The 24386-nt window shown below is 65.5% G+C and carries 20 protein-coding genes; 13 read left to right on the forward strand and 7 right to left on the reverse strand.

Annotation, left to right across the window (positions count from 1 at the left end; translation table 11 throughout):
- Nucleotides 1-215 precede the first annotated feature (215 nt).
- From KEM60_RS15000 to KEM60_RS15010, 3 genes are read right to left on the reverse strand one after another with little or no spacing between them, the layout of a single operon-like run.
- On the reverse strand, nt 216-851 hold the full coding sequence (locus KEM60_RS15000; protein ID WP_219108698.1) for a response regulator transcription factor: 636 nt from the start codon (nt 849-851) through the stop codon (nt 216-218).
- Entirely contained in the window at nt 848-2077 is a 1230-nt protein-coding gene (locus KEM60_RS15005; RefSeq protein WP_219108700.1) for a sensor histidine kinase, read from the reverse strand. Before KEM60_RS15005 ends, KEM60_RS15000 begins: the two co-directional genes overlap by 4 nt.
- Before the next feature lie 5 nt (nt 2078-2082).
- On the reverse strand, nt 2083-4197 hold the full coding sequence (locus KEM60_RS15010) for an MMPL family transporter (RefSeq protein ID WP_219108702.1): 2115 nt from the start codon (nt 4195-4197) through the stop codon (nt 2083-2085).
- A 174-nt stretch (nt 4198-4371) separates the two neighbouring features.
- Here KEM60_RS15010 and KEM60_RS15015 point away from each other — a divergent pair, with 174 nt between their 5' ends.
- Nucleotides 4372-5190: an Fpg/Nei family DNA glycosylase gene (locus tag KEM60_RS15015; protein WP_219108704.1), complete on the forward strand. Its 819-nt coding sequence runs from the start codon at nt 4372-4374 to the stop codon at nt 5188-5190.
- Nucleotides 5191-5612: 422 nt separating this feature from the next.
- Here the strand turns inward: KEM60_RS15015 and pepN are convergent, their stop codons facing one another.
- Complete coding sequence (pepN, locus tag KEM60_RS15020) at nt 5613-8261, reverse strand: aminopeptidase N (protein WP_219108706.1); 2649 nt, start codon at nt 8259-8261, stop codon at nt 5613-5615.
- Nucleotides 8262-8363: 102 nt separating this feature from the next.
- On the opposite strand from pepN, the gene KEM60_RS15025 reads away from it, so the two are divergent.
- Nucleotides 8364-8918, forward strand: a complete 555-nt coding sequence (locus KEM60_RS15025; RefSeq protein ID WP_255574723.1) for a gamma carbonic anhydrase family protein — start codon at nt 8364-8366, stop codon at nt 8916-8918.
- Nucleotides 8919-8975: 57 nt separating this feature from the next.
- Here KEM60_RS15025 and KEM60_RS15030 read toward each other — a convergent pair whose 3' ends face one another.
- Complete coding sequence (locus KEM60_RS15030) at nt 8976-10580, reverse strand: methyl-accepting chemotaxis protein (protein WP_219108708.1); 1605 nt, start codon at nt 10578-10580, stop codon at nt 8976-8978.
- 200 nt (nt 10581-10780) lie between these two features.
- On the opposite strand from KEM60_RS15030, the gene KEM60_RS15035 reads away from it, so the two are divergent.
- Together KEM60_RS15035 and KEM60_RS15040 are read left to right on the forward strand one after the other, a co-directional pair.
- Entirely contained in the window at nt 10781-11572 is a 792-nt protein-coding gene (locus KEM60_RS15035; protein WP_219108710.1) for an inositol monophosphatase family protein, read from the forward strand.
- A 25-nt stretch (nt 11573-11597) separates the two neighbouring features.
- A complete protein-coding gene (locus KEM60_RS15040; protein ID WP_219108712.1) occupies nt 11598-12308 on the forward strand; it encodes an HAD family hydrolase in 711 nt (236 codons plus the stop codon).
- Nucleotides 12309-12320: 12 nt separating this feature from the next.
- On the opposite strand, the gene KEM60_RS15045 is transcribed toward KEM60_RS15040, so the two are convergent.
- Nucleotides 12321-13256, reverse strand: coding sequence for a 1-phosphofructokinase family hexose kinase (locus KEM60_RS15045; protein WP_219108714.1), 936 nt, complete (start codon nt 13254-13256; stop codon nt 12321-12323).
- Between KEM60_RS15045 and KEM60_RS15050 the strand changes: the two genes are divergently transcribed.
- The 7 genes from KEM60_RS15050 to KEM60_RS15080 all read left to right on the forward strand — a co-directional run bounded on the left by KEM60_RS15050 (nt 13240) and on the right by KEM60_RS15080 (nt 21451).
- Nucleotides 13240-13464, forward strand: coding sequence for a hypothetical protein (locus KEM60_RS15050; RefSeq protein ID WP_219108716.1), 225 nt, complete (start codon nt 13240-13242; stop codon nt 13462-13464). The genes KEM60_RS15045 and KEM60_RS15050 overlap by 17 nt on opposite strands.
- 62 nt (nt 13465-13526) lie before the next feature.
- Nucleotides 13527-14411 carry a D-hexose-6-phosphate mutarotase gene (locus KEM60_RS15055; protein ID WP_219108718.1) on the forward strand — a complete coding sequence of 295 codons (885 nt, stop codon included), beginning with the start codon at nt 13527-13529 and terminating at the stop codon, nt 14409-14411.
- A gap of 147 nt (nt 14412-14558) precedes the next feature.
- Nucleotides 14559-17363: an alpha/beta fold hydrolase gene (locus KEM60_RS15060; RefSeq protein WP_219108720.1), complete on the forward strand. Its 2805-nt coding sequence runs from the start codon at nt 14559-14561 to the stop codon at nt 17361-17363.
- Nucleotides 17360-18187 carry an ABC transporter permease gene (locus tag KEM60_RS15065; protein ID WP_219108722.1) on the forward strand — a complete coding sequence of 276 codons (828 nt, stop codon included), beginning with the start codon at nt 17360-17362 and terminating at the stop codon, nt 18185-18187. The genes KEM60_RS15060 and KEM60_RS15065 overlap by 4 nt, the downstream gene beginning before the upstream one ends.
- 52 nt (nt 18188-18239) lie before the next feature.
- Nucleotides 18240-19031, forward strand: coding sequence for a hypothetical protein (locus KEM60_RS15070; RefSeq protein ID WP_219108724.1), 792 nt, complete (start codon nt 18240-18242; stop codon nt 19029-19031).
- Nucleotides 19032-19188: 157 nt separating this feature from the next.
- Nucleotides 19189-20253: a glycosyltransferase family 1 protein gene (locus tag KEM60_RS15075; RefSeq protein WP_219108726.1), complete on the forward strand. Its 1065-nt coding sequence runs from the start codon at nt 19189-19191 to the stop codon at nt 20251-20253.
- A 232-nt stretch (nt 20254-20485) separates the two neighbouring features.
- Complete coding sequence (locus KEM60_RS15080) at nt 20486-21451, forward strand: hypothetical protein (protein ID WP_219108728.1); 966 nt, start codon at nt 20486-20488, stop codon at nt 21449-21451.
- Nucleotides 21452-21470: 19 nt separating this feature from the next.
- Here the strand turns inward: KEM60_RS15080 and KEM60_RS15085 are convergent, their stop codons facing one another.
- The gene (locus KEM60_RS15085; protein WP_219108730.1) at nt 21471-21920 is read right to left on the reverse strand and encodes a pyridoxamine 5'-phosphate oxidase family protein; all 450 of its coding nucleotides are present in this window, start codon (nt 21918-21920) and stop codon (nt 21471-21473) included.
- Between the two features lie 148 nt (nt 21921-22068).
- On the opposite strand from KEM60_RS15085, the gene KEM60_RS15090 reads away from it, so the two are divergent.
- Entirely contained in the window at nt 22069-22947 is an 879-nt protein-coding gene (locus KEM60_RS15090) for a hypothetical protein (RefSeq protein WP_219108732.1), read from the forward strand.
- Nucleotides 22948-23058: 111 nt separating this feature from the next.
- Nucleotides 23059-24354, forward strand: coding sequence for an acetyl-CoA hydrolase/transferase family protein (locus KEM60_RS15095; RefSeq protein WP_219108734.1), 1296 nt, complete (start codon nt 23059-23061; stop codon nt 24352-24354).
- Nucleotides 24355-24386: the final 32 nt, after the last annotated feature.

Below are 24386 nucleotides of genomic sequence, written 5' to 3' on the forward strand. Positions count from 1 at the left end.
CCCCGCATGGAGTCCAAGGAGCATCGAGCCACGCGACTATCGGTCGAGACCCGTCGCGACCCGGAGGTGCGGGTCGGGGTGACCAAGCGGATCGGTGAACAGCTAGGGACCTCTACCGGGTCCTCGAAACCGCACTCACCGCCGGAGCCCCCGACAGCATCCGGCACGGCTCCACAGCGAACTGGCCGCTGCCTGAGGAAAACCGCAGCCGCACCTCAAAGCACACCGTGGGCCTGTGCAGCGTGGACGGCGGCGGTGCGGCTGGTGGCGCCGAGCTTGTCGTAAATATGGGCCAGGTGCGTTTTGACGGTCGCTTCACTGACGCTGAGCCGACCAGCGATCTGCCGATTGGCGAGCCCATCAGCGAGCAGGCGCAGCACGTCCAATTCCCTCGCGCTGAGGGTGCGATGCCCGGCACGCATCGTGGTGACCACTCTGGCTTCCTGAGCGGCAGACAGGACAGTTTCGCCAGCCGCAGCTCGTCGTACGGCAGTGATGATGTCTCGGGGGTCGGCGTCCTTGAGGAGATAGCCGGAAGCGCCAGCTTCGACGGCACGCACAATGTCACGGTCGTGGTCATAGGTGGTGAGGATGACCACGGCAGGGGGGCAGGCGGGCGCGCCAGGGGAATCAGTCACCAGCGAGCGCACCACGCCGACCCCATCGAGGCCGTCACCGAGCCGCAGATCGCACAAGACCACGTCGGGGGTGAGCGCGCGGGCAGCGTCCACGGCGGTTTGGCCGTCCGCTGCTTCGCCGACGACGGTGATGGTGGGGTCGGCGTCGAGGAGCATTCGCAGACCGGCCCGTACGACGGGGTGGTCGTCGACGATGAGCACGGTCGTGGTCATGTGCGCTCCTCGGGGGGGTCATCGGAAGCTGGTGGGCGCAGCGGCAGGTGTGCGCAGACGGCGGTGCCGTGTCCGGGGGCGGATTCGATGGTGAGCATCCCGCCGAGTTCTTTCAAGCGGGCGCGGGTGGAGGTGAGGCCGTAGCCGCCTCGGGTGACGTCGATGCCCGCAACGTCAGGTGGCCGGTCATGTCGGGACGGGTCGAAGCCGATGCCGTCGTCGACGATGTCGAGGAGGACCTCGTGGGCGGTGCTGTCCACGGAGATGATCACTTGGTGGGCGTGCGCGTGGGTGCGGACGTTGGCGAGGGCGCCTTGCACGGTGCGGAGCAGGACCACTTCGTCGGTGGTGCGTAGCTGAGGTGGGTCGTCGCTCACGCGGAGTTCGGTGGTGATGCCGGTGTCGCGGTGCAGGTCGTCGAGGAGTCGTTGCAGGGCTGCGGTCAGGCTGTGATGCTCCAACGCGGTGGGGGTGAGCGCACCGACGACACGTCGTGCTTCGTGGAGGTTGTCTACGGCGGTGGCTTCGATGCGGGCCAGCAGGTCGCGTCGGGCGGCATCGTCGGGGGCGGAGTCAGCGCTGCGGGCGAGCAACACGATGGAGGAGAACCCTTGAGCGAGAGTGTCGTGGATGTCGCGGGACAGTCGGGTACGTTCGGCGAGCGCTCCGGCGTGCCGGTGTGCGGCGGCGAGTTGGTCGTGCAGGACGGCGCTTTCTTCCTGGGCTTGTAGCAGTGACTCGAGGAGTTGTGCGCGAGTGAGTGATTCCCGGGCGAGGAGGACTTGCCCGCGGGCCAGGGCGACGGCGACGAGGGCTCCGACGCTGGGTCCGACGATTTTGCTGACGGTCCAGCTGCCGCTGTCGATGGCGGGGATGAGGAGGACTACGGCCAAGGTGGTGGCGGTGTAGGTCGCGGCGGTGGCCAAGGGAAGGAGACGTGCGGCGTGCAGCCACAAGCCAAAAGCGACCCACACGAACGCTGGGGAGACCACGGTCAGGGCGCCCCATAGTCCGGCCAGGATGACAAACCAGGTGGTGCTGCCACGTCGAGGCCCGCCGACGTACCAGCTGGTGAAGGCGGCAGCAGCGAGAAGGAGGGGCAGGGCGGGGGTGTGGGTGCGCCAGCTTTGGATGACAGCGACGGTCAGCAAGGTGGCGGTGACGATATGGTCGAGTGCTGCGACGGCGGCGATGACCTGTCTGGTGCGGCCGGCGGCCTGGTTCATGATGGTCACGCTACGCGGGTCGCCCCTGGTGGGGTGGGTGGTGCGGGTGCGCGTCGTAGCACGGTGACGAGGCCGGGGACCAGCAGGGTTCGTACGACGAAGGTGTCGATGATGACGCCGAGTCCGACGATCAGGCCGAGTTGTCCGAGGACGACGAGGGGGAGTACGCCGAGGGCGGCGAAGACGGCGGCGAGGACGATTCCGGCGCTAGTGATGACGGCTCCGGTGGCGCCGACAGCGCGGGCCATGCCAGCGCGGGTGCCGTGGAGTGGCATTTCTTGGTGGGCGCGGTGGACCAGGAAGATGGTGTAGTCGACGCCGAGAGCGACGAGGAACAGGAACGCGATCAGGGGGACTTGCACGTCGAGGGCGGGGAATCCGAGGAAGGTGCGGCCGATCCAGGCTCCGGCGCCGATGGTGGCCAGGGAGCTGAGGGCGTTGACGGCGAGCAGGACGAGGGGGATGAGTACGGCGCGCAGGAGCACCATGAGGATGAGCGCGGTGAGGGTGAGGATGATGGGGGCGATGACGGTCAGGTCGCGTTGGGCGGCGCTGCGGGCATCGACTTGGACGGCGGGTGCTCCTCCGACCAGGGAGTGAGTTTCGGGGTGGGTGGCGAGTCGGTCCCGAATGGTGGTGACTAGGTCGTGGGCGGTGTTGCTGCCGGGGATGGCGTCGCCAGTGACGGTGAGTGCAGTGCGTCCGTCGACGGTGGCGCCGGGCCGCACCGAGGTGAGGTGGGGGATGTCACGCAGGTCGGCGGTGACAGTGTCGAGATGGTCGGTATCGGTGAGGACGGTGATGGGGGCGATGGTGCCGGCGGGGAAGTGCGCGGCAGCGGTGTCGAGGCCACGCTGGGAGTCAGAAGCGACGCGGAATTGTTCGCTTTGGGTCAGACCGATGCGGGTGCCGATCAGCCCGGTGGCGAGGATCCCCAGGGTCGTGAGGGCGATGAGGACGACAGCGACGGGTCGCGCAGTGACTGCGGTGCCCAATCGGTGCCAGGCGGTGTCGTACTGGGTGTGAGCGGCGGGGTCGGTGGGGTCAGTGGGGTGCGGGACAAACGGCCAGAAAACCCGGCGTCCGAGGAGCAAGAGCGCTGCTGGTAGGGGAAGGAGGGCAGCGGCGGCAGCGATGAGCAGGCCGACAGCGCCAGCTAATCCGAGGCCGCGAGTGCCGGGCACGATCGCGGCGAGAAGTGAGCTGAGTGCCAGGACCACGGTGAGGTTGCTGGCGAGGATGGCAGGGAGGACGGCGCGCCATGCGGTGGCGAGGGCGTCACGGTGGTCGGGGTGGATGTGGAGTTCTTCGCGGTAGCGGGAGATGAGCAGCATCGCGTAGTTCGTTCCGGCGCCGAAGACGAGGACACTGACGATCCCGGCGTCGAAGGTGAGCCCACTGGCTTGGCCTGCGCCTTTGGTGACGGTGGCGGCGAGTTGGTCAGCGAGCGCGACGACGGTGAGGGGGACGAGCCACAGGGTGGGTGAGCGGTATGTGAGCAGGAGGAGGACGGCGACGACGACGATGGTGACGGTGAGGAGGGTGAAGTCGGCTCCGGCGAAGGCCCCAGCGATGTCGGCGCCGAAGGCGGGTCCGCCGGTGACGTCAATGTGCAGTGCGGTGGGGCGGTGGTGGTCGATGCGGTCGCGGAGTTCGCTGATGGTGGTGGCGGTCTCAGCGTTGCTGGTTCCGATGCGCAGCGGGACGGTGGTGATGGCGGCGTGGCCGTCTTCGGAGATCACCGGTCGGGGCGGTCCCGCGGCGGGAGCGTTTTTTCCTTGGAGGTCAGTGGGGGTGACGTCAGCGGTGAGCTGGGCGATGTCGTGCCGATCTTGGGGAGTCAAGGGTGCCTGGTCGGTGCGGGTGGTCACCAGCAGTGCTGTGCCGATGTCGGAGCCGGGTCGTGATTTCAGTTCGGCTGCGACCCGAGCTGATTCGGCGTTGGCGGGGATTGCTTCGCCACGTGGGGGGATGGTGGCGGTGCGCAGGGTCGCGCTGGCGACGGTCAGGATGAGTGCGAATCCGAGCAGGATCCACCACGACGTACGGCGGATGAACAGTCGCTGGAGGCGGAACTGCCCGTGAGGAGGTGCCGGGTTGCCAGGGGTGGATGACGTCATGGTGTCGACGGTAGGGACGGCGGTGTGTGGGCGGCGACCGGGCGACATCATCCGTTCGGGTGATCTGCGTTCCTGGGCGAGGGCGCGGATTGATGGGTGGGAGGTGTGGATTCGCCGGTGGGGCGTACGGTGCTGCATGCTCGCTTGTGATGTGGGAAAGGGTGGGAGCTGCTGATGCCTGAGGGACATGTGATTCACCGGTTGGCTACGTCGTACACGGAGGTTTTTGCTGACCGGACGACGTACAGCAGCAGCCCGCAGGGCCGTTTCGCGGCGTCAGCTGCGCTGATCACTGGCCGCCCATTGGACGTCGCGGAAGCGTACGGGAAACACCTGTTTTGCCATTTCGGCGCGGATATCGTGCACGTCCATTTGGGCATGGCGGGCAAGACGACTCTGCAGCACGCCGACGTCACCGATGGTGATCGACCGGTCGTGGGTGCAGTGCGATGGCGGTTAGAAAACGATCAGTCGTGGTGTGACCTGCGGGGACCGGCGATCTGTGAACTGATCGACGAGACGGCCCGCCACAAGGTGCTCGCCCGTCTCGGACCGGACCCGTTGCGGGCAGACGCTGATCCGGAGCGGGCGTGGGATCGCCTTCGACGGTCTCGCCGGTCGACCGCTGAGCTGTTGATGGACCAGAAGATCTTTGCCGGGGTGGGCAACATTTTCCGCGCCGAGGTGCTTTACCGTGCCGCGATGGATCCGATGCGGCCGGGATCGTCACTGACTAGGGACGAATGTGATGCGCTGTGGGCTGATCTGGTGACACTGATGACGTACGCCGTACAACATGGTCGGATCGACACTGTCCGGGAGGCACACACCCCGGCGGCGACCGGCCGGGAGCCGCGACACGACCGGCACGGCGGGGAAGTCTATGTCTATCGGCGGGCCGGTCAAGCGTGTCATGTCTGCGGTACGCCGGTGCGCACCGCCGTGGTGGCGCAACGAAACCTCTTCTGGTGCCCGCAATGTCAGCGTCAGTGACGATCCCCGTGCTGACGTCAACGGGTCGCGGTCTGCCCCGGCCTGGTGAGCCTCGCTGAGGGCCTGATCTGCGCCGCTCAGCGCTTGCTCCAGCCCCACTTCACTCCCGCCCCTCAACCCGCCCACGGGCGATATCCGGCCAGACCAAACCCGCCCACGGGCGACATTCACGAAACACGACCTGCAGGTTTACCCCACAAAACCCGCCCACGGGCGACATTCACGAAACACGACCTGCAGGTTTACCCCACAAAACCCGCCCATGGGCGACACCCGGCCAGACCAAACCCGCCCATGGGCGACATTCAGCCCCACAACCCGCCCACGGGCGCACTTCACGAAACACGACCTGCAGGTTTACCCCACAAAACCCGCCCACGGGCGACACCCGGCCAGACCAAACCCGCCCATGGGCGAGGGGGTCACCGGCAGGCTTGCACGGTCAAGGCTCGTACGGCGTCGTCGCGCAGTTCGAGGATGGCTCGGCGGAGGGCTGTCGGTGCGTCGGGGTGGGCGTCCAGCCACTGTTGAGCGGCGTGGGGGGTGTCGTGGGCGTCGATGGGGGTCTGTGGGTGGAGGTCACCGGTGTCGGGGAAGAGGCCTTCCACGGCTCGTTGGGCTAACCCGATACTGCGGCTGGCCCATATCTCTTCGAGGGCGGCATAGTAACGGTCGGGGTCGGCGCGTCGGAGGTGTTCTTGACCGGGGGTGGCGTAGCCGTCAGCGAGCGCGCTCACCATGTGGTTGGACAGGGTGAGGTCGGTCAGCACAGCGGTCATGGCGTCGGCTTTGACGGTGGGGTCTGGCCTGCTGGCAAGGGCTCTGGCTAGGCGGATTGGGGCGAGGCTGGTGCGGTCGTGGTCGCGTTCGGCGTGCAATGTGGATACGTCGGTGCGGCCGTGCGCGGTGAGTGCTCGCAAAAGTTGCCAGCGGAGTTCGGGGGCGATGGGCAGGCCGGGGATGGTGTGGCTGCCGTCGAGGAGTGTGGCGAGGTGGGTGAGGTGGCTGTCGCAGGTCAGGGATGCGGTGGCGAGGCATCTGGCCCAGGCGAGGCGGTGTCCGTCGCCGTAGGTGCCGTCGTGGATGGCGTCCCAGGCGGCGTCGACGACGAGGCTGCGTAGGTCGGCGCGGAGGTCGGCGGGGGCGTAGCGGCCGCTGGTGGTGAGCGCGTTGTTGAGGGCGAAGCTGACAAGGGCAACGTCAGGTTCGTGGCGGGCCCAGGTGAGTGCGTGCTGGAGGTAGCGGGCGGCGGGGAGGTGGCCGTCACGGCAGGCGTTCCAGAGGGCGGCGGCGAGGGTGGCTCGGGTCAGGGAGTCTTCGACGGCGGGCAGGTGGTCGAGGGCGACGGTGGTGGAGGTGGGGTCGAGGCGGACTTTGGCGTAGGTGAGGTCGGTGTCGTTGACGACGATGAGGTCGGGGCGGGGTCCTTCGGGGAGTGGCAGGGTGCTTTCGGTGCCGGTCAGGTCGGTTTCAACCAGGTCGGTACGGCGGAGTCGCCGTACTGGTGTGTCGGTGCTGTCGTGGTGGTCCCAGTGGTAGCAGCCGATGGCGACGCGGTGTGGGCGGGGTCCGGTGTCGCCGGGGGTGTCTTGAGTGAGGGTGAGAGTGGCGGGGTGGTCGGTGAGAGTGGCGGTGAGGGTGGACATGCCGGTGGTGTGCAACCAGTGCTGGCTCCAGGAGCGCAGGTCCCGTCCGCTGGTTTTTTCGAGTTCGATGAGGAGGTCGTCGAGGGTGGTGTTGCGGTAGGCGTGGCGGGCGAAGTAGGCGCGGACGCCGTCGGTGAAGGCGTCTCGTCCGACGTAGGCGACGAGTTGTCGGACCACGGAGGCGCCTTTGGCGTAGGTGATGCCGTCGAAGTTTTGGCTGGCGGCTTCGACGTCGGGGATGTCCGCGACGATGGGGTGGGTGGTGGGGAGTTGGTCGGCTCGGTAGGCCCAGGCTTTGCGGCGGGCGCAGAACGAGGTCCAGGCGTCGGTGAATTCGGTGGCTTCGGCGGCGGCTGCGGTGCCCATGTAGTCGGCGAAGCTTTCTTTGAGCCAGAGGTCGTCCCACCATTGGGGGGTGACGAGGTCACCGAACCACATGTGGCTCATTTCGTGGAGGATGGTGTTGGCGCGGGCTTCGTGGTCGCTGCGGGTGGCGCCGGATTGGAAGACGTATCCGGCGTCGGTGTAGGTGACGAGGCCGGGGTTTTCCATGGCGCCGAGGTTGTATTCGGGGACGAGGACTTGGTCGTATTTTCCCCACGGGTAGGGGTAGCGGAATTGCTCGTGGAAGTAGTCGAGTCCTTGCTTGGTGATGGTGAGGAATTCGTCGGGGTCGAAGCTGTCGGCGAGGCTTTGACGGCAGAGGACGCCGAGGGGGATGGCGAGGTGGTGGGTGGTGCCGGTGCCGTGGTCGACGACGCGTCCGTCCCAGTGGCTGGTCCAACGGCGGTAGGGTCCGGCGACGATGCAGGTGAGGTACGTCGACAGCGGTGGTGTGGGGGCGTAGGTACGGCGGGAGAGGTGGTGTCCGCTGGGGGCGGTGCCGGCGTCGGTGCGGTGGGTTTCTGGTTGGTTGGACAGCACTTCCCAGTCGGTGGGGGCGGTGATGGTGAAGGTGAATTGCGCTTTGAGGTCGGGCTGTTCAAAGTTCGCGAAGACTCTTCGTGCGTCGGAGGGTTCGTATTGGGTGTAGAGGTAGGTGTGGCCGTCGGCGGGGTCGACGTACCGGTGGAGGCCTTCGCCGCTGCGGCTGTATCGGGCGGCGCCGCGGATGGTGACGGTGTTGGTGGGGGCGTCGGCGGCGTGTGGGTCGGTGCTGGTGGTGAGGCCGTGCAGGTGGATGCGGGCGCCGTCGTAGTCGACGGGGTGGGCTTGTCCGTTGATGTCGACGTGGTGGACGTTTTCGCCGAGGAAGTCCATGAAGGTGTCGGCGTCGGCGGAGGCGAACACCACGGTGGTGCTGGTGGGGTAGGTGAGTTGGGTGGGGTCAAGGCATGTGGACAGGTCGACGGCGACGTCGTAGGTGGTCACTGCCAGGGCATGGCTGCGGTGGCGGGCATCGGTCCGACGAAGGTTACTGTCCATGCCCTTGACGCTAGACGGAAGAATCCTGTCGTGCAGGGTATTTCATTTCCCGATATGTGGCGGGTGTTAAAACTGCCGGTCGCATCGTCTTTCCATCCGTCGATGACAACTGCGTCGCTAGGCCATCTCCCGGTTAAGGTCACCATCATGTTGTTGCCCATGTTCGACCGTATGCCGTCTGTCCATGAGACGGCGTTCGTCGCTGGTACGGCCACGTTGATCGGTGCAGTGGTCGTCCAGGAACGCGCAAGCATTTGGTACGGCGTCGTCGCTCGCGGTGACCTGGACACCATCACCGTTGGCGCCGGATCCAACGTGCAGGATGGCAGCATCTTGCACACCGACCCTGGGCTCCATCTGCGCATCGGCCGGGATGTCACCGTCGGTCACAGTGCTGTCCTGCATGGCTGCACCATTGAGGACGGCGTGTTGGTCGGGATTGGCGCTCGCATTCTCAATGGGGCCGTCATCGGCGAGCGCAGCATCATCGCTGCGGGGGCCTTGGTCACTGAGGGCACGATGATTCCGCCCCGGTCGATGGTGATGGGCACCCCAGGCAAGGTGGTGCGTCAACTCACCGAGGAGCAGGCGACTCGCGGAGAAGCTGGTGCTGCCCGTTATCGGGAGTTAGCCCGGGCCTATCTCGGCCAGGTGTGAGGGGGTGGTTGCGCGCGGCGGGCCAGCCCGTCCCGCCGCGCCTCCCCCCTTTCCTGGTTAGACCTGGAATCTGGTGACGATGTCCCGGAGCCCTTCGGCTTCGACTTTCATCTGACCGGCGGCGCCGGTCGTGGCGCTGCTGGACTCCGCTGAGGCACGCACTACTCCGGTGATGGTGCCGAGCCTGGTCACGACGGTGGCTGTGCTGCTGGAGATTCCGTCGACGCTGCGGCTCATTTCATTGGTGGTGGCGGTTTGTTCTTCGACTGCTGAGGCGATGGTGGATTGGGTGTCATTGATTTGCGCGATGATCCCCGCGATTTGGGCGATGGCAGCGACCGCTGCTTGAGTGTCGGCTTGGATCGCTTCGACCCGCTGGGCGATGTCTTCGGTGGCTTTCGAGGTTTCTTGGGCTAATTCCTTCACCTCGTTCGCGACCACCGCGAAGCCTTTGCCTGCTTCTCCGGCGCGAGCTGCTTCGATGGTGGCGTTCAGCGCCAACAGGTTGGTCTGCTCCGCGATGGAGGTGATGGTCTTGATGACATTGCCGATCTCGATGCTGGACTCCCCCAGTTTGGCCACGGTGGCATTGGTGACCTCCGCGACGGACACTGCTGACGCGGCGACGCCCGCCGCATCTGAGGCGTTCTTGGAGATCTCCCGGATCGACGCGGTCATCTCTTCGGTGCCTGCTGCGACGGTCTGCACGGTCCGCGCCACCACGTCGATCTCTTGGGTGGCGTCATCGGCTTCCTGTGCGGATTGATGCGCGGACTGTGATCCGTCTCGGGCAGTGATCTGCAACCCGTCGGCGGCATCTGCGACCCGGCCGGCACGCTGGGAGACCTCGCGGAAGGCGTCCCGCAGGTGACGGGTCGCCTCGTTGAGGGCGATCGCCATCTGACCGAATTCGTCCTGGCTGGTCACGGGCGCCTCGTAGCGCAGATCTCCGGCGGCCACGAGCCGCAGCCCCTCAACTTGGGTCTGGATGGGCGGCAACACTTTGCGGGTGAGCATCCACATCAACCCCACGGTGACGATGACGGCCAAGGCCACCAGGGCTGTGACGATCCCGATCGCCCGGTTCAGCGCGTCCTGGAAGTCTCGTCCTTCGTGGATGGTCGCCCATCCCACGTCGATGCTTTTTACTAAGTCAGCTTCGTATTTCTTGCGCAGGTCACGGTTCGCGCCCAGCGCGAGCGCGGTCGCGCCCTTGGGATCGTCGGCGTACTGGTCGAACTCCGCTTTGACGGCGTCATACCAGGCAGCGATGCTCGCCTTGATCTGGGCGACCTGTGCTTTCTGCTCAGGGTTCGCGTGTGACTCCGCCTCGGCGAGGTCTTTGGCGATCACCGCTGCCCGCTGGTCAGCCTCATCCCGGAAGGATTTCTTGCCGGTCAGCAGGAAACCGCGTTCGTCGTTGGCGACAGCTTTCGCGGTCAAGGCGGCGTCTTGCAGGGTCGCCACGTAGCGGACGCTGCGGTTGACGTCGTTGTCACGGACTGCGGACAACTCACGCATCTGCTGTATCGACACTCCGGCTACCAACGCCGCCATCACCGCAATGGCGAGGAAGGTCAACGCGATCCGGTCCCGGACCCGCAACGTACGTCGATGCCGACCTGTCGAGGCGTCGTCCAGGTCGATCCGCTCTACTGACATCCGATCTCCCAGGGGTCGTTGCCTGTCCGCCACTGGCCCCTATCGACCCGCCAGGCAGCAACATGAAGGTGAATCACCAACAAAGACAATGACGTTGCGTCATGCCGTGCGGACTGGACGTCCAGGAGACACCGCAGTCAGCGTGATCACCGAGTACGCCGGTGATGCACCTCACCCCCACCGTGTGAGACGGTGAGGAGGTGGATACGCAGGCCGTACTCGACCTCATGAAAGACGTCGCCGCACAGGTGATCACGCCCCGCTTCCGGTCATTGACCAGCGGCGAGGTGATGGAGAAGAACCCTGGCGACCTCGTCACCGTCGCTGATCGGGAAGCTGAGGTGCTGCTCACGCAGGCGCTGACCGCTGACGACCCCACCGTGCTGGTCGTCGGGGAGGAAGCCACCAGCGCCGACCGCGCTCTGTTGGACCGGCTGGCCGACGCCGACCACGCCTACACCGTCGATCCCGTCGACGGCACCAAAAACTTCGTCCACGGCCGGGCCGAACATGCCGTCATGGTCAGCGAACTCCGCCACGGCGAAGTGGTCCGCGGCTGGATCTGGCAACCGGAACTCGGATCGGCGTACGTCGTGGAACGTGGCGCAGGTGCCTACCGCGACGGTCAACGTCTCCACCCGCCCTGCCCCGCTGACCAGGACTATGGCCTCACGGACCTGCGCGTCCTGACCAGCCGACCCGCCAGCGAAGGGACGTACGGCGACCTCGCGGTCGGCCCGACCGCCTGGTGCTGTGGCGTCGACTACCCCTGGCTGATCACCGGCGTCGCGCACGCCGTGATGTACACCAACAGCTACCCGTGGGACCACGGCCCCGGATCACTGTTTGTCGAAGAACTCGGCGGTGTCATCCGCCGCCCCGACCGCAGCCGCTACCTGACCCGCCACTACCACCCGAGCGGGCTCCTGGTCGCCATGTCCCCGCACATCTGGGACACCATCGCCACCCACCTCGACGGCACCCTGCGCTGACACAGACACCCCGCGAAAGGCCCTCATGACGACCATCGACGCCGGTCAGCCCATCGACGCCGTGCTCTTCGATTTCCACTCCACCCTCGTTGATCAAGGGGACGCCAGCCAATGGCTTGCTGACGCGTGGCGCCGCACGGGACGCACCAACCACCCGAGCGACCCCCTCGACCAGGGCGGGCTTGGCCCCCACGCGCACCGCGAACTCACCGCCTATCTGCACCGGGTGTGGGAACACAGCCACACCCACGACCCGGACAACCACCGCGACCGCGACACCACCACTCACCGGGCGGTGTGGAACGCCACCATGACCGCCCAACCCCACGGCGACCCAGAGCTGTTCGACGCCCTCTACGCCAGCATGCTCGACCAGTGGCTGCCCTACGAGGACACCCTCCCAACCCTGCAGTCGCTGCGTGACGCCGGAATCCGCACCGCGGTGCTCTCCAATGTGGGGATCGACCTCACGCCCGTTTTACGACGCACCGGCATCGCTGACGCCGTCGACGCAGTCGTGATGTCCTACCAGGTGGGCTCGGCCAAACCCGAACCGCAGATCTTCCGACACACCCTGGACCTCCTCGACGTCTCAGCAGAGCGAGCGCTGATGGCCGGAGATTCTTGGCGTGACGACTCCGGGGCCGCCGCGGTGGGGATCCGCACCCTGCTCCTTCCCCGCACCGTCACACCGGCGCATGGCCTCGGGCTGGTGCTACGCCTGGTCGGCCGCTAAACCGACCAGGCGTCAGGCCGCGTCCAGCTCACCCCGCAACGGCTCTACGACGACAAGGGGCTCAAGCTCGGCCACATCGTTGGGGTTGACTAGGCCAGCTACTGGTTGACGGACCGCGGCACCCGACCAGGACACCGCCCGGCGTAACAGCTCTTCCCAGGGGTCACGTCCCACTCCAGTGGACAGGGCTGCGACCAATGCGTCTCCTGACCCGGTCGGGTCGCCCTCGACGCGCACCGGCAAGAACGCCCGCAACACCGGACCATCTATTGGCACCAGCACCACACCGTCACGGCCCAGCGACACTGCCACGTCCTTCGCGCCCCGGCGCTGCAACTCCCGCGCTGCCGCGACGACACCCAAACCGGGACACACCTCAGCGAGCTCAGCGCGATTCGGTTTGACCAGATCAGGTGCCGCCGAGAGCGCTCCCAGCAGCACAGGTCCGGCCGCATCCACCACCGATGGCACCCCATGTGCCTGAGCTAACTCCAAAATCCCCACCACCGCGTCCGGCGGTGACGCTGCCGGCAGCTTCCCCGAAGACACCAACGCTGTCGCCGGTCCAGCCACCAACGGCTCCAACGACGCTCTCAGCTGCTCCCAGGACGACCACGGCACCGGCGGACCTGGCTCGTTGAAGCGGGTGACTTCACCAGACCCGTCATGCACTTTGATGTTGCGCCGCGACGAACCCAACACGTCAGTGAACAGGTGCGGCACCCCACGATCAGTGAGATCAGCCAAAATCGTCTGCCCTGGCGGGCCACCGGCAAAGCCCGTGGCCAACGTCTCATAGCCCATCGACATCAACACGGAGGTGACGTTGACGCCCTTGCCACCAGCCCGAGCACGCAACCGACGTACCCGATGCGAAGCACCTGGAACCAGACGATCGATCTCGTAGGTGATGTCGAGCGCCGCGTTCGGCGTGACGGTCAAGATCATCTGTTCTCCACAGGTCGGCGGCTCTGCCGGTGGCGGCCGCGCGGCGATCCGCGCTGATGCGGCCGGCGGTACGTCGCGAGCAGTCTACGCGGTGAAGTCCTCCGGGGAAGAAGGCCTCCCGGCAGGTGAACGACCCGGCATGACGAAACGTGCCACCACCGCCCCCGCACCCGCTGACACCCCCGTATCGACGAAAACCCTCAGATGACAATCTGATCGCGGCGGGCGCGGCAACCCCCACCGTCATGCCCCTCCCGCTACCGTCGGCCTATGTCATCCTCGACCACGCCACACCCGGACTCAGTGACCCTCACCGAGGGCAACGGCGGCCTCCCCTGCATCCAGGTCGCCACACCCCGATGCCACGCCGAGGTCTACTTGCACGGCGCGACGGTGACCGCTTGGACCCCCACCGGCGCCGAACCCGTCCTCTTCACCTCCGCAGCCGCACGCTACCAACCTGACAGCGCCATCCGCGGCGGCGTACCCCTGTGTGCGCCCTGGTTTGGCCCTGGCACCACCGGTTCACGCACCCCCGCCCACGGGTTCTTCCGCATTCTCCCCTGGGAACTCACCGACGCCACCGACGACGACGGCACGGTGACCCTCACCCTCACCCTTGACGGTCACGCCGTCCCCGCCGATCTCGGACCAGCCGACCTGACCGCCAGCTACCAGGTCCGTTTCGGCGACCACCTCGACATGGCCCTGACCATCACCGCCGGAGAGACCGACCTCGCCTTAGAAAACGCCCTGCACACCTACCTTCGCGTCGGCGACGCCACCCAGATCAGCCTGGAAGGACTCGACGGATGCCGGTACGCCGACAAAGCCCCCGGCGGTCGGGCCGTCAACGCCCAATCCGGTGACATCCGCATCACCCGAGAAACCGACCGCATCTACGCCCACGACAGCACCGTCACCGTCGTCGACCCCACCCTCGGGCGACGCATCGTCGTCACGAAGGAGGGATCCGCCTCGACTATCGTGTGGAATCCCTGGACCGCCAAAGCTGTTCACCTCAATGACTTTGGCGACGACGAATGGACCAACATGATCTGTGTGGAGAGCGGCAATGTGCAACGACATGCCCTCACGGTGGCAGCAGGACAATCCCACACGCTGCGGCAGTGTGTGGCGCTCGCGGCGCTCTGAGTGCCGTCCGCGCGGCCTCGTAGGCACCGTCGTCGTCGGTCCGTCCTGTCGGGGGCGGCGCTGGTCAGCCTCCTGGCTGTCACCTCACTAAGCCCAGTTCACGCGCTCCCTGTCCCCTCTGGTCCGGGAGGTTCAGCTCCACGGCTGGTGTCGGCATCGATGCCCGCTGAGGGGCCGATGACCGGTGACCCGCAGGTGCTGTCGGTGCCCGTCGATGCAGAACCGGATGGGTCGGCGACGTCCTTGGACGTGGCCGTCTACAGCCCTGGTGGGAGCGAACGTCGTCCAGCGGTGGTGATCACGCATGGGTTCGGTGGCTCCCGGGAAGATGTCGACGCCCAAGCCCGAGAAATCGCCGGTCACGGCTATGTCGCCATGGCTTATTCGGCGAGAGGTTTTGGACGCTCCGGTGGTCGGATCCACCTGATGGACCCGGATCTGGAGGGCGCCGACGTACGACGGCTGATCGATGCGTTGGCGACTCGCCCGGACGTCCTCACAGACGGCCCGAATGACCCTCGAGTCGGGCTGATGGGGGCGTCGTACGGCGGCGCCGCAGCTTTGATCGGCGCTGGCGTGGACAACAGGGTCGACGCGGTCGCGGCGGCCATCACCTGGAACGATTTAGCAACCGCACTGTTCCCTTCATCGCTGGTGGGGGCCGGGGGCAGCCCAGCGGCCTGGGCCCGCCCGACCTCTCCCGACGAGCCGGATGATGCAGGAGTACTACGACGCCGGTGGGCCTCACAGTTGTTCACGATGGCGTTAGCCGGTCGCGGTGGGGGCACTGCCGGAGCAACCAAGCCGGTCAGGTCAGAGACAGCTCGGTTGTGTGGCCGGTTTGATCCGAAGGTGTGTCAAACCTTCCTGCAGATGTCGCAGACTGGACGCCCGTCAGCAGAGCAGTTGCAGATGATGCATCGGCACAGTCCGGCAGCAGTGGCAGAAAAGATCACTGCCCCGACTTTGCTGGTCCAGGGCATGAATGATTCGTTGTTTGGTCTGGATCAAGCAGACGCGACTGCTCGGCAATTGACCGCCGCCGGGGCCCGAGTGGCGGTGCGGTGGTTTGACGGGGGCCATGATGGCGGAGAGATGCCGTCGGCCTCTTCGACGTGGCTGCCGTGGTTTGACACCTATCTGCGGGGCCCGGGCAGTGTGTCAGAGCGTCGGGCTGCGGCCGCACCGTTGCCTGGTTTCGGGTATGCGATCCCGGCAGTACGCCGAGGGGAGCAGCCGCCAGTGTTGAGCACAGATCGCTACCCGGGGCTCCCAGCTCGTGATGGAGTCGCCGCCAGCGCTGGTACCTCGATGACGACGTTGCCTTTTGCGCAGAAAGACCGTCAGGTGACCTTGTGGTCGCCGCCGGGGGGTGATCCGGCAGCGATCTCGACGATGCCGGGTGCCGCCGCTGTCGGGGATGGCGCCACCACGGACATCTTGGCTGGTGCAGGCTATCGGTTGGCGGCGTTGCCGGGGCAGAGCGGCGCTTTTGATGTGGCACCGGTTTCCCAGGCGGCCACGGTCGTGGGCTCGCCGCGGGTGCGGTTGACGGTGACCTCGTCGACCACGGACGCCACCTTGTTTTTCTCCTGGTGGAAAGTGACATCGGGGTCGGCGTCGTTGCCTCGGCGACTGGTTTCGCCGGTGCGGGTCGCCACCCAGCCGGGGGTGCCCACCACGGTGGAGGTGGCTCTGCCCGCGGGAACATATGCCTTGGAGCCAGGCGCGACGTGGCGGATGCTGGTGTCGGCGACGGACGCGTCCTTCGCGACTCCGACGGATGCACGGCAGTATGTGGTGCGACTCGCCGATGACGCGTTGAGCGTGCCGACCCTGCCTGGGGTGGTCGCACCGCCAGCAGCTCCTGATCGGGAGATCCAGGGGTTGTGGATCGCTGTGGGTGTGCTGATTCTCGGGGTGCTCGGCGGGGCAACGCTGCTGTGGTGGCGGCGACGTCAGGAGGAGTCACACGGGGTCCGGACCGACCTGGCCGACATTCCGTTGAGTGTTTCCCACCTGGTCAAGACCTATGCTGACGGCCACCGGGCCGTGAATGACGTGTCCTGGCAGGCCCGCCGGGGTCAAGTGGTGGGTTTGTTGGGTCCGAATGGCGCTGGCAAAACCACCACGATCCGCATGATTGTGGGGTTGATCAGTCCGGATTCTGGTGAGGTCCATGTGCATGGCCGACCGATTCGGGCGGGATCGGCATCGTTGGCCGGGATTGGCGCGTTGATCGAAGGGCCGGGTTTCCTGCCGCATCTGACGGGTCGGGCCAATTTGGAGGCGTATTGGGACGCCACCGGGCGACCCCGCTCGGAGGCCTGTTTTGACGAGGCGCTTGAGGTGGCCGCGCTAGGTGGCGCAGTGGATCGGCCTGTGAAGTCCTACAGCCAAGGCATGCGGCAACGGTTGGGGATTGCCCAGGCGATGCTGGGGATGCCGGAAGTATTGCTGCTGGACGAGCCGACCAACGGTTTGGACCCGCCGCAGATCGCGGCGATGCGTCCGGTCTTAGCTCGCTACGCCGCGACCGGACGCACTGTGGTGGTCTCCAGTCACCTGCTTGCTGAGGTCGAAATGACCTGCACGCATGTGGTCGTGATGAACCAGGGCAAAGTGGTCCTGTCTGGAGAGGTCAACCAGCTGGTGGAGTCCGCAGACACCACCTTGGTGGAGGTCGACGCTGACGAACCGGCCTGCCATCTTCTCGCAGAGCAGCTCACCACGGCCTTGTCCGAGGTGGATCCGCAGACATCAGTGACGGTCACTGGTGCAGGGTCGTTGTCGGTGCAGTCCACGGCGTCGCGTGATCACGTCATTGATGTGATCCGGACGAGCGGTACGGCGATCACGTCGGTGACTGGTCGTCGTCATCTTGAGGAGGTTTTCCTGCAGGTCATCGCAGCTGAGGACGTCGAGGCAGCACGGCAGGTGCGTCCGCGATGACCCGTCCCCTTCCGTGGCGTGTGGAGTTACGCCGTCAGGTGCGTCGTCGGCGTACCGTGTGGTCTTTTGGGTTGCTCTTGGCCCTGCCGCTGCTGTTGGTGGCGGCGTTCGCAGTGGGTGGTTCCGGGGACGGCGACCGTCCTGCCGCCAGTGGCGCCCGCCTCGTCGATCTGGCACAGCAGGGTAGCGCTGATTTCACGGTGTTCACGATGTTCGCCGCAGCAGATTTCTTGTTGGTAGTGGTCGCGGCATTGTTTGCTGGCGACACCTTGCCATCGGAGGCGTCGTGGTCGTCGTTGCGGTATCTGTTGGCAGCACCGGTGCCACGGCTGCGGTTATTGACGGCAAAGTTGGTGGTAGCGGTAGGCAGCACTGTCGTCGCGGTCGTGGCGCTGGTGGCGTGGTCGTTGCTGGTCGGTGGGATCGCATATGGCTGGGGCCCCTATGTCGCTGTTGGCGGGGCCACGTTGGAGTGGGCAGATTTCGTGCCGCGACTAGGGTTGGCGACCGCAGCGATTGCGGTGGCTTTGCTTCAGGTGGTGGGGTTGGCGTTTGCGATCGGCACCCGGACCGATTCGCCCTTGGCGGCGGCTGGTGGCGCGGTGTTGATCACCATCGTGTCCTCGATCTTGCAGACGGTGGATGCCTTGGGCGATTGGCGGCATGCCTTGCCGATGGCGTATTCACGGTCGTGGTATCAGTCCTTCACGGTGGATATTGGGTGGACTGATCTCCATCGCGGGGTGTTGTGGGCCGTGCTGTATTTCTTGGTGTGCATCGTCGCCGCGCATCTGTCGTTCCGCCGTAAGGACGTCTTGTCCTGAGAGTCACGGACGCCACTGGGGTGCCACGCTTGAGGTCGGGTACGGTCGGCTCGTGTTTCTTGCCGTGATCTGCCTCGTTGCCGCCGTGACCGCCTATGGATGGTCTGGTCTGCGGTTGGCATCGGGGTCTCGTGACGAGAAAGGGGCAGTGGCCTCGACGGACTGGTGGGTGGGGACAGGTCTGCAGGGAGTGGGGTTTGTGACGGCGCTGCTGGCTCGCACTGAACTGCCGTTGCTGCTGGTGCAGTCGGCGATTGCGGCGGCATTGGCGGTGACGGCGTTGTTGGAGCATGCGACCGGGGTACGCCGGTTGTCGCTCAGGGAAGCTGCCACCGTATCGGTGGTCGTGGCGGGGATCGGTGCGATCGCGGTGGCGGTGGTGCCAGGTCCAACTCGAGCCGCCACGACTGGAGATGTCGTGGCGATGTGGGTGTTGGTGTGCTGCTGCGCGGCAGTGATCGCGTGGGTGCACCATCCGTGGGTGGCAGGGGCGTTGGCGGGGACGGCCTTTGGGACAGGGGCGGTCGGTGCACGGCTGCTTGTCGGGTCGGGAGCTTCGCTGGCTGAGGTGGCTCAGTTCTGGGGATGGTCATGGTTGATGTGGGCGGTGGCAGTGTTGATGCCGATGGGGATTGTGGTGGGGCAGTGGGCGTTGACGCGGGGCTTGGCGCGGGGGGCGTCGGTGACCGTGTTGGGCGGCAACTACGCGATGGCGGCCGTGATGCCGAGTGCGTTTGGCGTGGTGGTGTTGGGGGAGCAGTTGCGGGCGGGGTGGTGGCCGGTGGCGGTCGCCGGTGTCGCGGCAGCTCTCTGGGGGACGCGAAAGTTGTTGCGCACCCACTAAATCCGTGGTCACACGGGGAGTGACTGGCCCCCTTTTGCTGGAGCACACGCGCCGCGCTCATGTCATGGGCCGAAAGTCCCACCTCCGATGGCTCAGCGGGTGTACCTATGGACCAACATCCACGGGGACCCCTCCCCTCGCCTCGGAGGCGCGCACGATGAAGGTCGCAGTCAAGTACGGCGCATTCGACCACGAACCCGTCATCGACGAACGGGGCGACATCGTCGGACAGTCGGCAGGAATCACGTTGGTCCGCCGCCTGATGAGCTTGTTTCCCGACCCGGTGCTGATCGGCTCACAGACTCGGCGTGGCAACGGATTCACCATGATGCCGTTGGAGTTCGTTGACGCCGCCGACACCCTCGTCATCAACATGGACGTCATCGACTCCTTGGCCGTCTGGCAAACCTTGCACAGCAGCGGCGCCGAACCACGCCTGATGAACTTCGAATGGCAAAACCCCTCGATCTACCATCACCGCATCAACTTCGCTGCGATGGGGCTGTCCTTTGCGATGTTCCCCACGTTCTGCAACTCCGCGCGTACCGCCGCAGAGGTCCGCGAGGTCGTGCGTCGATGGACCATCCAGCCCCTAGCGGAGAAAGCCCGGATCGGCTGGGTGAACCTCGGCGTCCGGATTGAACGGGTCCAACCCCGCGTCACCCCCGACGTACCGGTGGTGTTGTATCCGGCGATCACCATGACGCCACGCAAGCAACCCCAGTTGTTTTGTGAGGTCGTCGACCGGGTGGCCCGGCAGACACCGTTACGTGTCGAAGCCCGCCTCCACGAGACCCATCTGGTCAGCGATCTCGCTATGACCTTATCCATGAAGTCCTACGCCTGGGTGGGCCCGTTGACCTCCACCCGGGAGGCCTACTGGGACGCATTGGCCCGCACCACTGCTTTCCTGGCCACCGCGGCGGAGGAATCGTACGGACTGGAGTACGTCGAAGCGATGCTCGCCGGGGCGATCGGGATCTTCCCGGATCTGCCGTGGGCCCATGCCTTGGTGCCCTCCGGCTACCCGTTCTTCTACTCCACCACTGACCAGGCTGAATTGTTGCTCACCAAGGCGATCACCGATCCCGAAGGGTGCCGCGCCCAACTGGACAACCTTGTCGACGAGCCCACCTTCGCCGACTGGATCCGGGCCACCCACAATGACGACGACTTCGAAAAGGCCATCGTCGAACGCATCAGCGAGTGGTTTGGTCAGTGACCCACCAGCACCGGTGATCCCTGTCCTGCCGCACGGCGATGTCAGCTGGCGGCAACGACAGGCAACACAGCTAGCTGAGCCAGTGCAGGAGCTTCGCTCTCAGCTCTGTCCTGAGGCGGGCGCCGCCGCTACTCTCGAGACAGGGCACGTCATCGACGTGTCGGTGGGAAACGGACGTCGCGGCCTGCCGGGGTGAAGGCAGCGTGACGCGTCAACGGTCGGGAGGCTGACGTTGAGCGCAGTGACCGCAAGCATTCTGGTCGGCACCAAAAACCGTGCGGACCTTGGTATCCAGCCGCGCTGGATCGTGTTGCTGCACGAGGCCGGTGGCTATGCCTGGCATCTTCTGCGGCTACAGTTAACTGCTGGCGACATCGGGCCCGCCCCTAAGATCGGCGCGTTAGAACGCGGCGCTCCGGGGACACGTCCCGGGCTCGATGCCCCACCAGGGATCTTGTGGCGGTCAACGACCCCCCGTGACCTGGTCGGTGAGTTGGCGCTGATGTTGCATCTGCACGTGGTGCACACTCCAGAGATCGTCTCCGCCGTACGTCGTATCGACCCGTTGGCGACCCGACGGGTCGACATAGGCGAGCTAGACGAAGCGCAGTCCGGTGATCTCGACAATGCGATCCGAATCGCTCGGCTCACCGAGGGCAGCCTCTATTTGGCAGCGACACTGATGGCAGGCAGCCGACTGACCGAAGACGCCTTGCTGGACCTCCCTGGCTGGGAGATCAACATCGCTGAGACGGTGCTCTCTCGCGATTGGGTGCGGATCGGTGACGGGCATTTGGAAATCACTGACTATCGTCAGCCCCTCCCCACTGTGGATGAGACCGGCTCGCCGGAGGACGCTGACGGGGAGATGTCCGAGTGGGCCGAGTCAGCGCCGTGGGATACCTCAACGGCAGCTGAGCTGGCCCAGGACGGCGTATCCGACCTAGAGAATGCAGCGGAATCCGCTGGGGATGACGCCGGTGAGCGGCGATCATCCGCGGTCGGTCGATCGGGCAGCGACCTTCCAGACAGCTCTGGAGCGGGGCGACATCGTGGCCGGTTCACGATGCGGCAGGCGTTGACCTCAGAACGCCAACGCACCTCACGCCGGGAGCGGGAACGCCTCTCCTCGGAGACCGCCAGCCATCCCGACGTCCCGGCGCACCGGACCTGGATCGATGACTTCTACCACGATTGAGCACCGACCTGTGTGCAGCTCATCGTGGGGGTCGCATCATCGTCCAGGGACGGGTCAACGCAAATGACCGACCGGAGAGGTCGATGGGTCGCAGTCCAATGACGTGTTCTTTCCGGGTGGCCACCCAGGGTCGTAGCCGCATCTGATCGGCCCATCGGGCCTCATTGGGTGGGAATTCACGAGGGGTGGCCCGCACGATGACACTGGTGGCCTGGGTCGAGGTCACCTCGTCGACTTCAAAGACCACTTCACCGCCCTGGAGCACCCCGGCGAGTTTGCTGCCCTGAGCAGTGCGGAAGACCACTTCACCGGCATGGACGGCGTAATTGACCGGGACAAGGTCGATCCGGCCGTTGATGGCGTAGGCCAACCGGCCAAATTCGAGTCGCTTGAGGACCTGCCAGCAGGCGTCATATTCCAGCGAGGTGACTGCCGGGGTGCTCTCGCTCCCCTCGACGGGATGGGTCATGTCTCCTCCTGGTGGGACGTGGATCTGCTTCCAGCCTAAGGATGCCGGGACGAAGGTGGCGTCGAAGCTCACGACCGTCTGCTGGTCGGCCCATGCATGTCGGCATCGAACAGCGTCACAGCCCTCAGCCGAGTTCTACGCTGGTGGGGTGAACCGCCCGCCGGAGCAGGGACCTTCTTCTTTTCACGCGTTGATGTTTGCCGCTGCGGATTCTCACGAGCTGACATGGCATGACATGAGCAATCTGCTTGCTCGACAAGGGCATCGAATCAGTGCAGCTCGCTTGCGTGACTGGTGTTATGGCTGTGGCCTTCCGCAGACACCATTGGAACGACGAGCTGTCCATGATCTCGAACGCATTCTGGAGCTCCCACCCAGCGCGCTACGCCGCCTCTTGCCACCTCCTGACCCCTACGACGGATACGAGGATGAACTCCCGATGCCGTCGGTGAGTGATGCTGAGCTGATCGCCACCATCGGACGTCGGATGGGCCGCAACGTGGTGCGCCCCTCCACCACGATCGCGGTATACGACACGATTGAGCTGGGCAAGGACCGGCGCACCCGGTTTCACCATGTGCGTCAAGTCATCCGGGCTGATGACGACGGCGTCGACGGCATCCTGTGCTGGTTGGAGTACGACGGCCCGCATGGCACCCCGCACATCGCTCCCGAGCACAATTGCACCCTGGGCATGCTGGTCACTCTGCAAGAGCGTGGCCAACTGGCCTGTGATCTGCGTTTCCCGCACGCATTGTCGACCGGTGAGATCTGGTCGTTTTCCTACATGTGCCGCCATGAGGGACCACGCCCTCCGATGCATGAGTGGCATCGCACCTGCATGTCCCGGTTCCGGACGGTGCATGCTGAGGTGCATTTCTGCCGCACTGACCTGCCCCGACACATCGAGGTGTGGTCACAGTCCGGGGATCACCTGCGCACGGAGATCTCGACGTCGGCTCGTTCGGCGGTGTTGACTCGGCAAGATTTCGGCCCTGGAACGATGGGACTGCGCTGGGCATGGTGACCCGCCAACCCGCGAGGTGACCTGAGTTTCAACACAGTTGGTCGACAAGACAGCCCACGGAGCGGTGTCACGCCGTTAGCCTGGCTCCACCAGCGAGCACGAGGACGTGACATGAGCATGCAGGACGAGTTGGCCGCGAAGCGCCGTACCGCCCACGACGTCGTGGACCTGATCCGCGACGGTGACGTCGTAGTCGCCCCAACGGGAGTCGGTGAACCGCCATCCATCCTGGAGGCGCTATCCGAGCGTCGCCGGGAGAAGCGCGGCGTGATCGTCAGCCAGATCCTCCCAATGCGGCCTTACGAGTATTTCGACCAGCAGACCCTTGAACACGTGCGGCATACATCGCTGTTCTTCGGCGGGCCGAGCCGCCCCGGAGGCCGCGACGGTTGGATCGACTATCGGCCCAGCTATTTCAGCGAGATGCCGGGATTGTTCCGCGAAGGCTTGCTGCCGGTGGATGTGGTGGTGACGATAGCTTCCCCGATGGACGCGCACGGCTTCTTCTCGATCAGCCTGGCCCCGGACTACACGATGGCGGCGATTGAGCAGGCGCGCACTGTCATTGTGGAAGTCAACCCGCATGTTCCGTATGCCTATGGCGACTGCTTTGTCCATATCAGTCAGGTCGACGCGGTGGTCGAGGATGATCGGCCACTGATTGAGGTGGGATTGCCGCAGATCGGTCCGGTGCAAAAAGCGATCGGCGGATATGTCGCGGAGCTGATCCCAGATGGGGCGACCGTGCAGATCGGGTACGGCGCCATCCCGGACGCGGTGGTGATGCAGCTAACTGACCGGCGTGATCTGGGAGTGCACACCGAGATGATTGGCGATGGGATCCTCACCTTGGTCGAATCGGGGGCGGTGACAAATCAAGCAAAAAACATCGACCGAGGGCACATGAAAGCGACCTTCGCATTGGGATCGCGGCGGTTATACGACTTCATGGACCACAATCCGGCTTTGCAGATGCATCCCGTCGATATCACCAATGATCCCTATCTCGCAGGTCGGATCGACAATTTGCACACCATCAACGCGACGATGCAGATCGACTTCCTTGGCCAGTGCGGTTCGGAGTCCTTGGGGCCGGTGCCGCATTCTGGCACTGGCGGTCAGTCTGATTTTGTCCGAGCTGGCAACCGTTCCCGGGGCGGCAAATCGTTCATTGTGCTGCCATCAACGGCGAAGAATGACACGATCAGTCGGATCGTCCCAATGCTCACTGCCGGAACTCACGTGTCCACCAGCAAGAACGACATTGATTACGTCGTCACCGAGTACGGCGTCGCCCGGTTGCGTGGGCGCACCAATAGGGAGCGAGCGCAGGCGTTGATCGATATTGCCCACCCGAATTTCCGGGAGGAGTTGGCGCAGGGCGCTGCCGCGATGCGGATCATGTGACGGGGCGTGTCGATGGGGTCGTCGCGCGCCCC

Source organism: Austwickia sp. TVS 96-490-7B, assembly GCF_019331795.1.
Lineage (GTDB): Bacteria > Actinomycetota > Actinomycetes > Actinomycetales > Dermatophilaceae > Austwickia.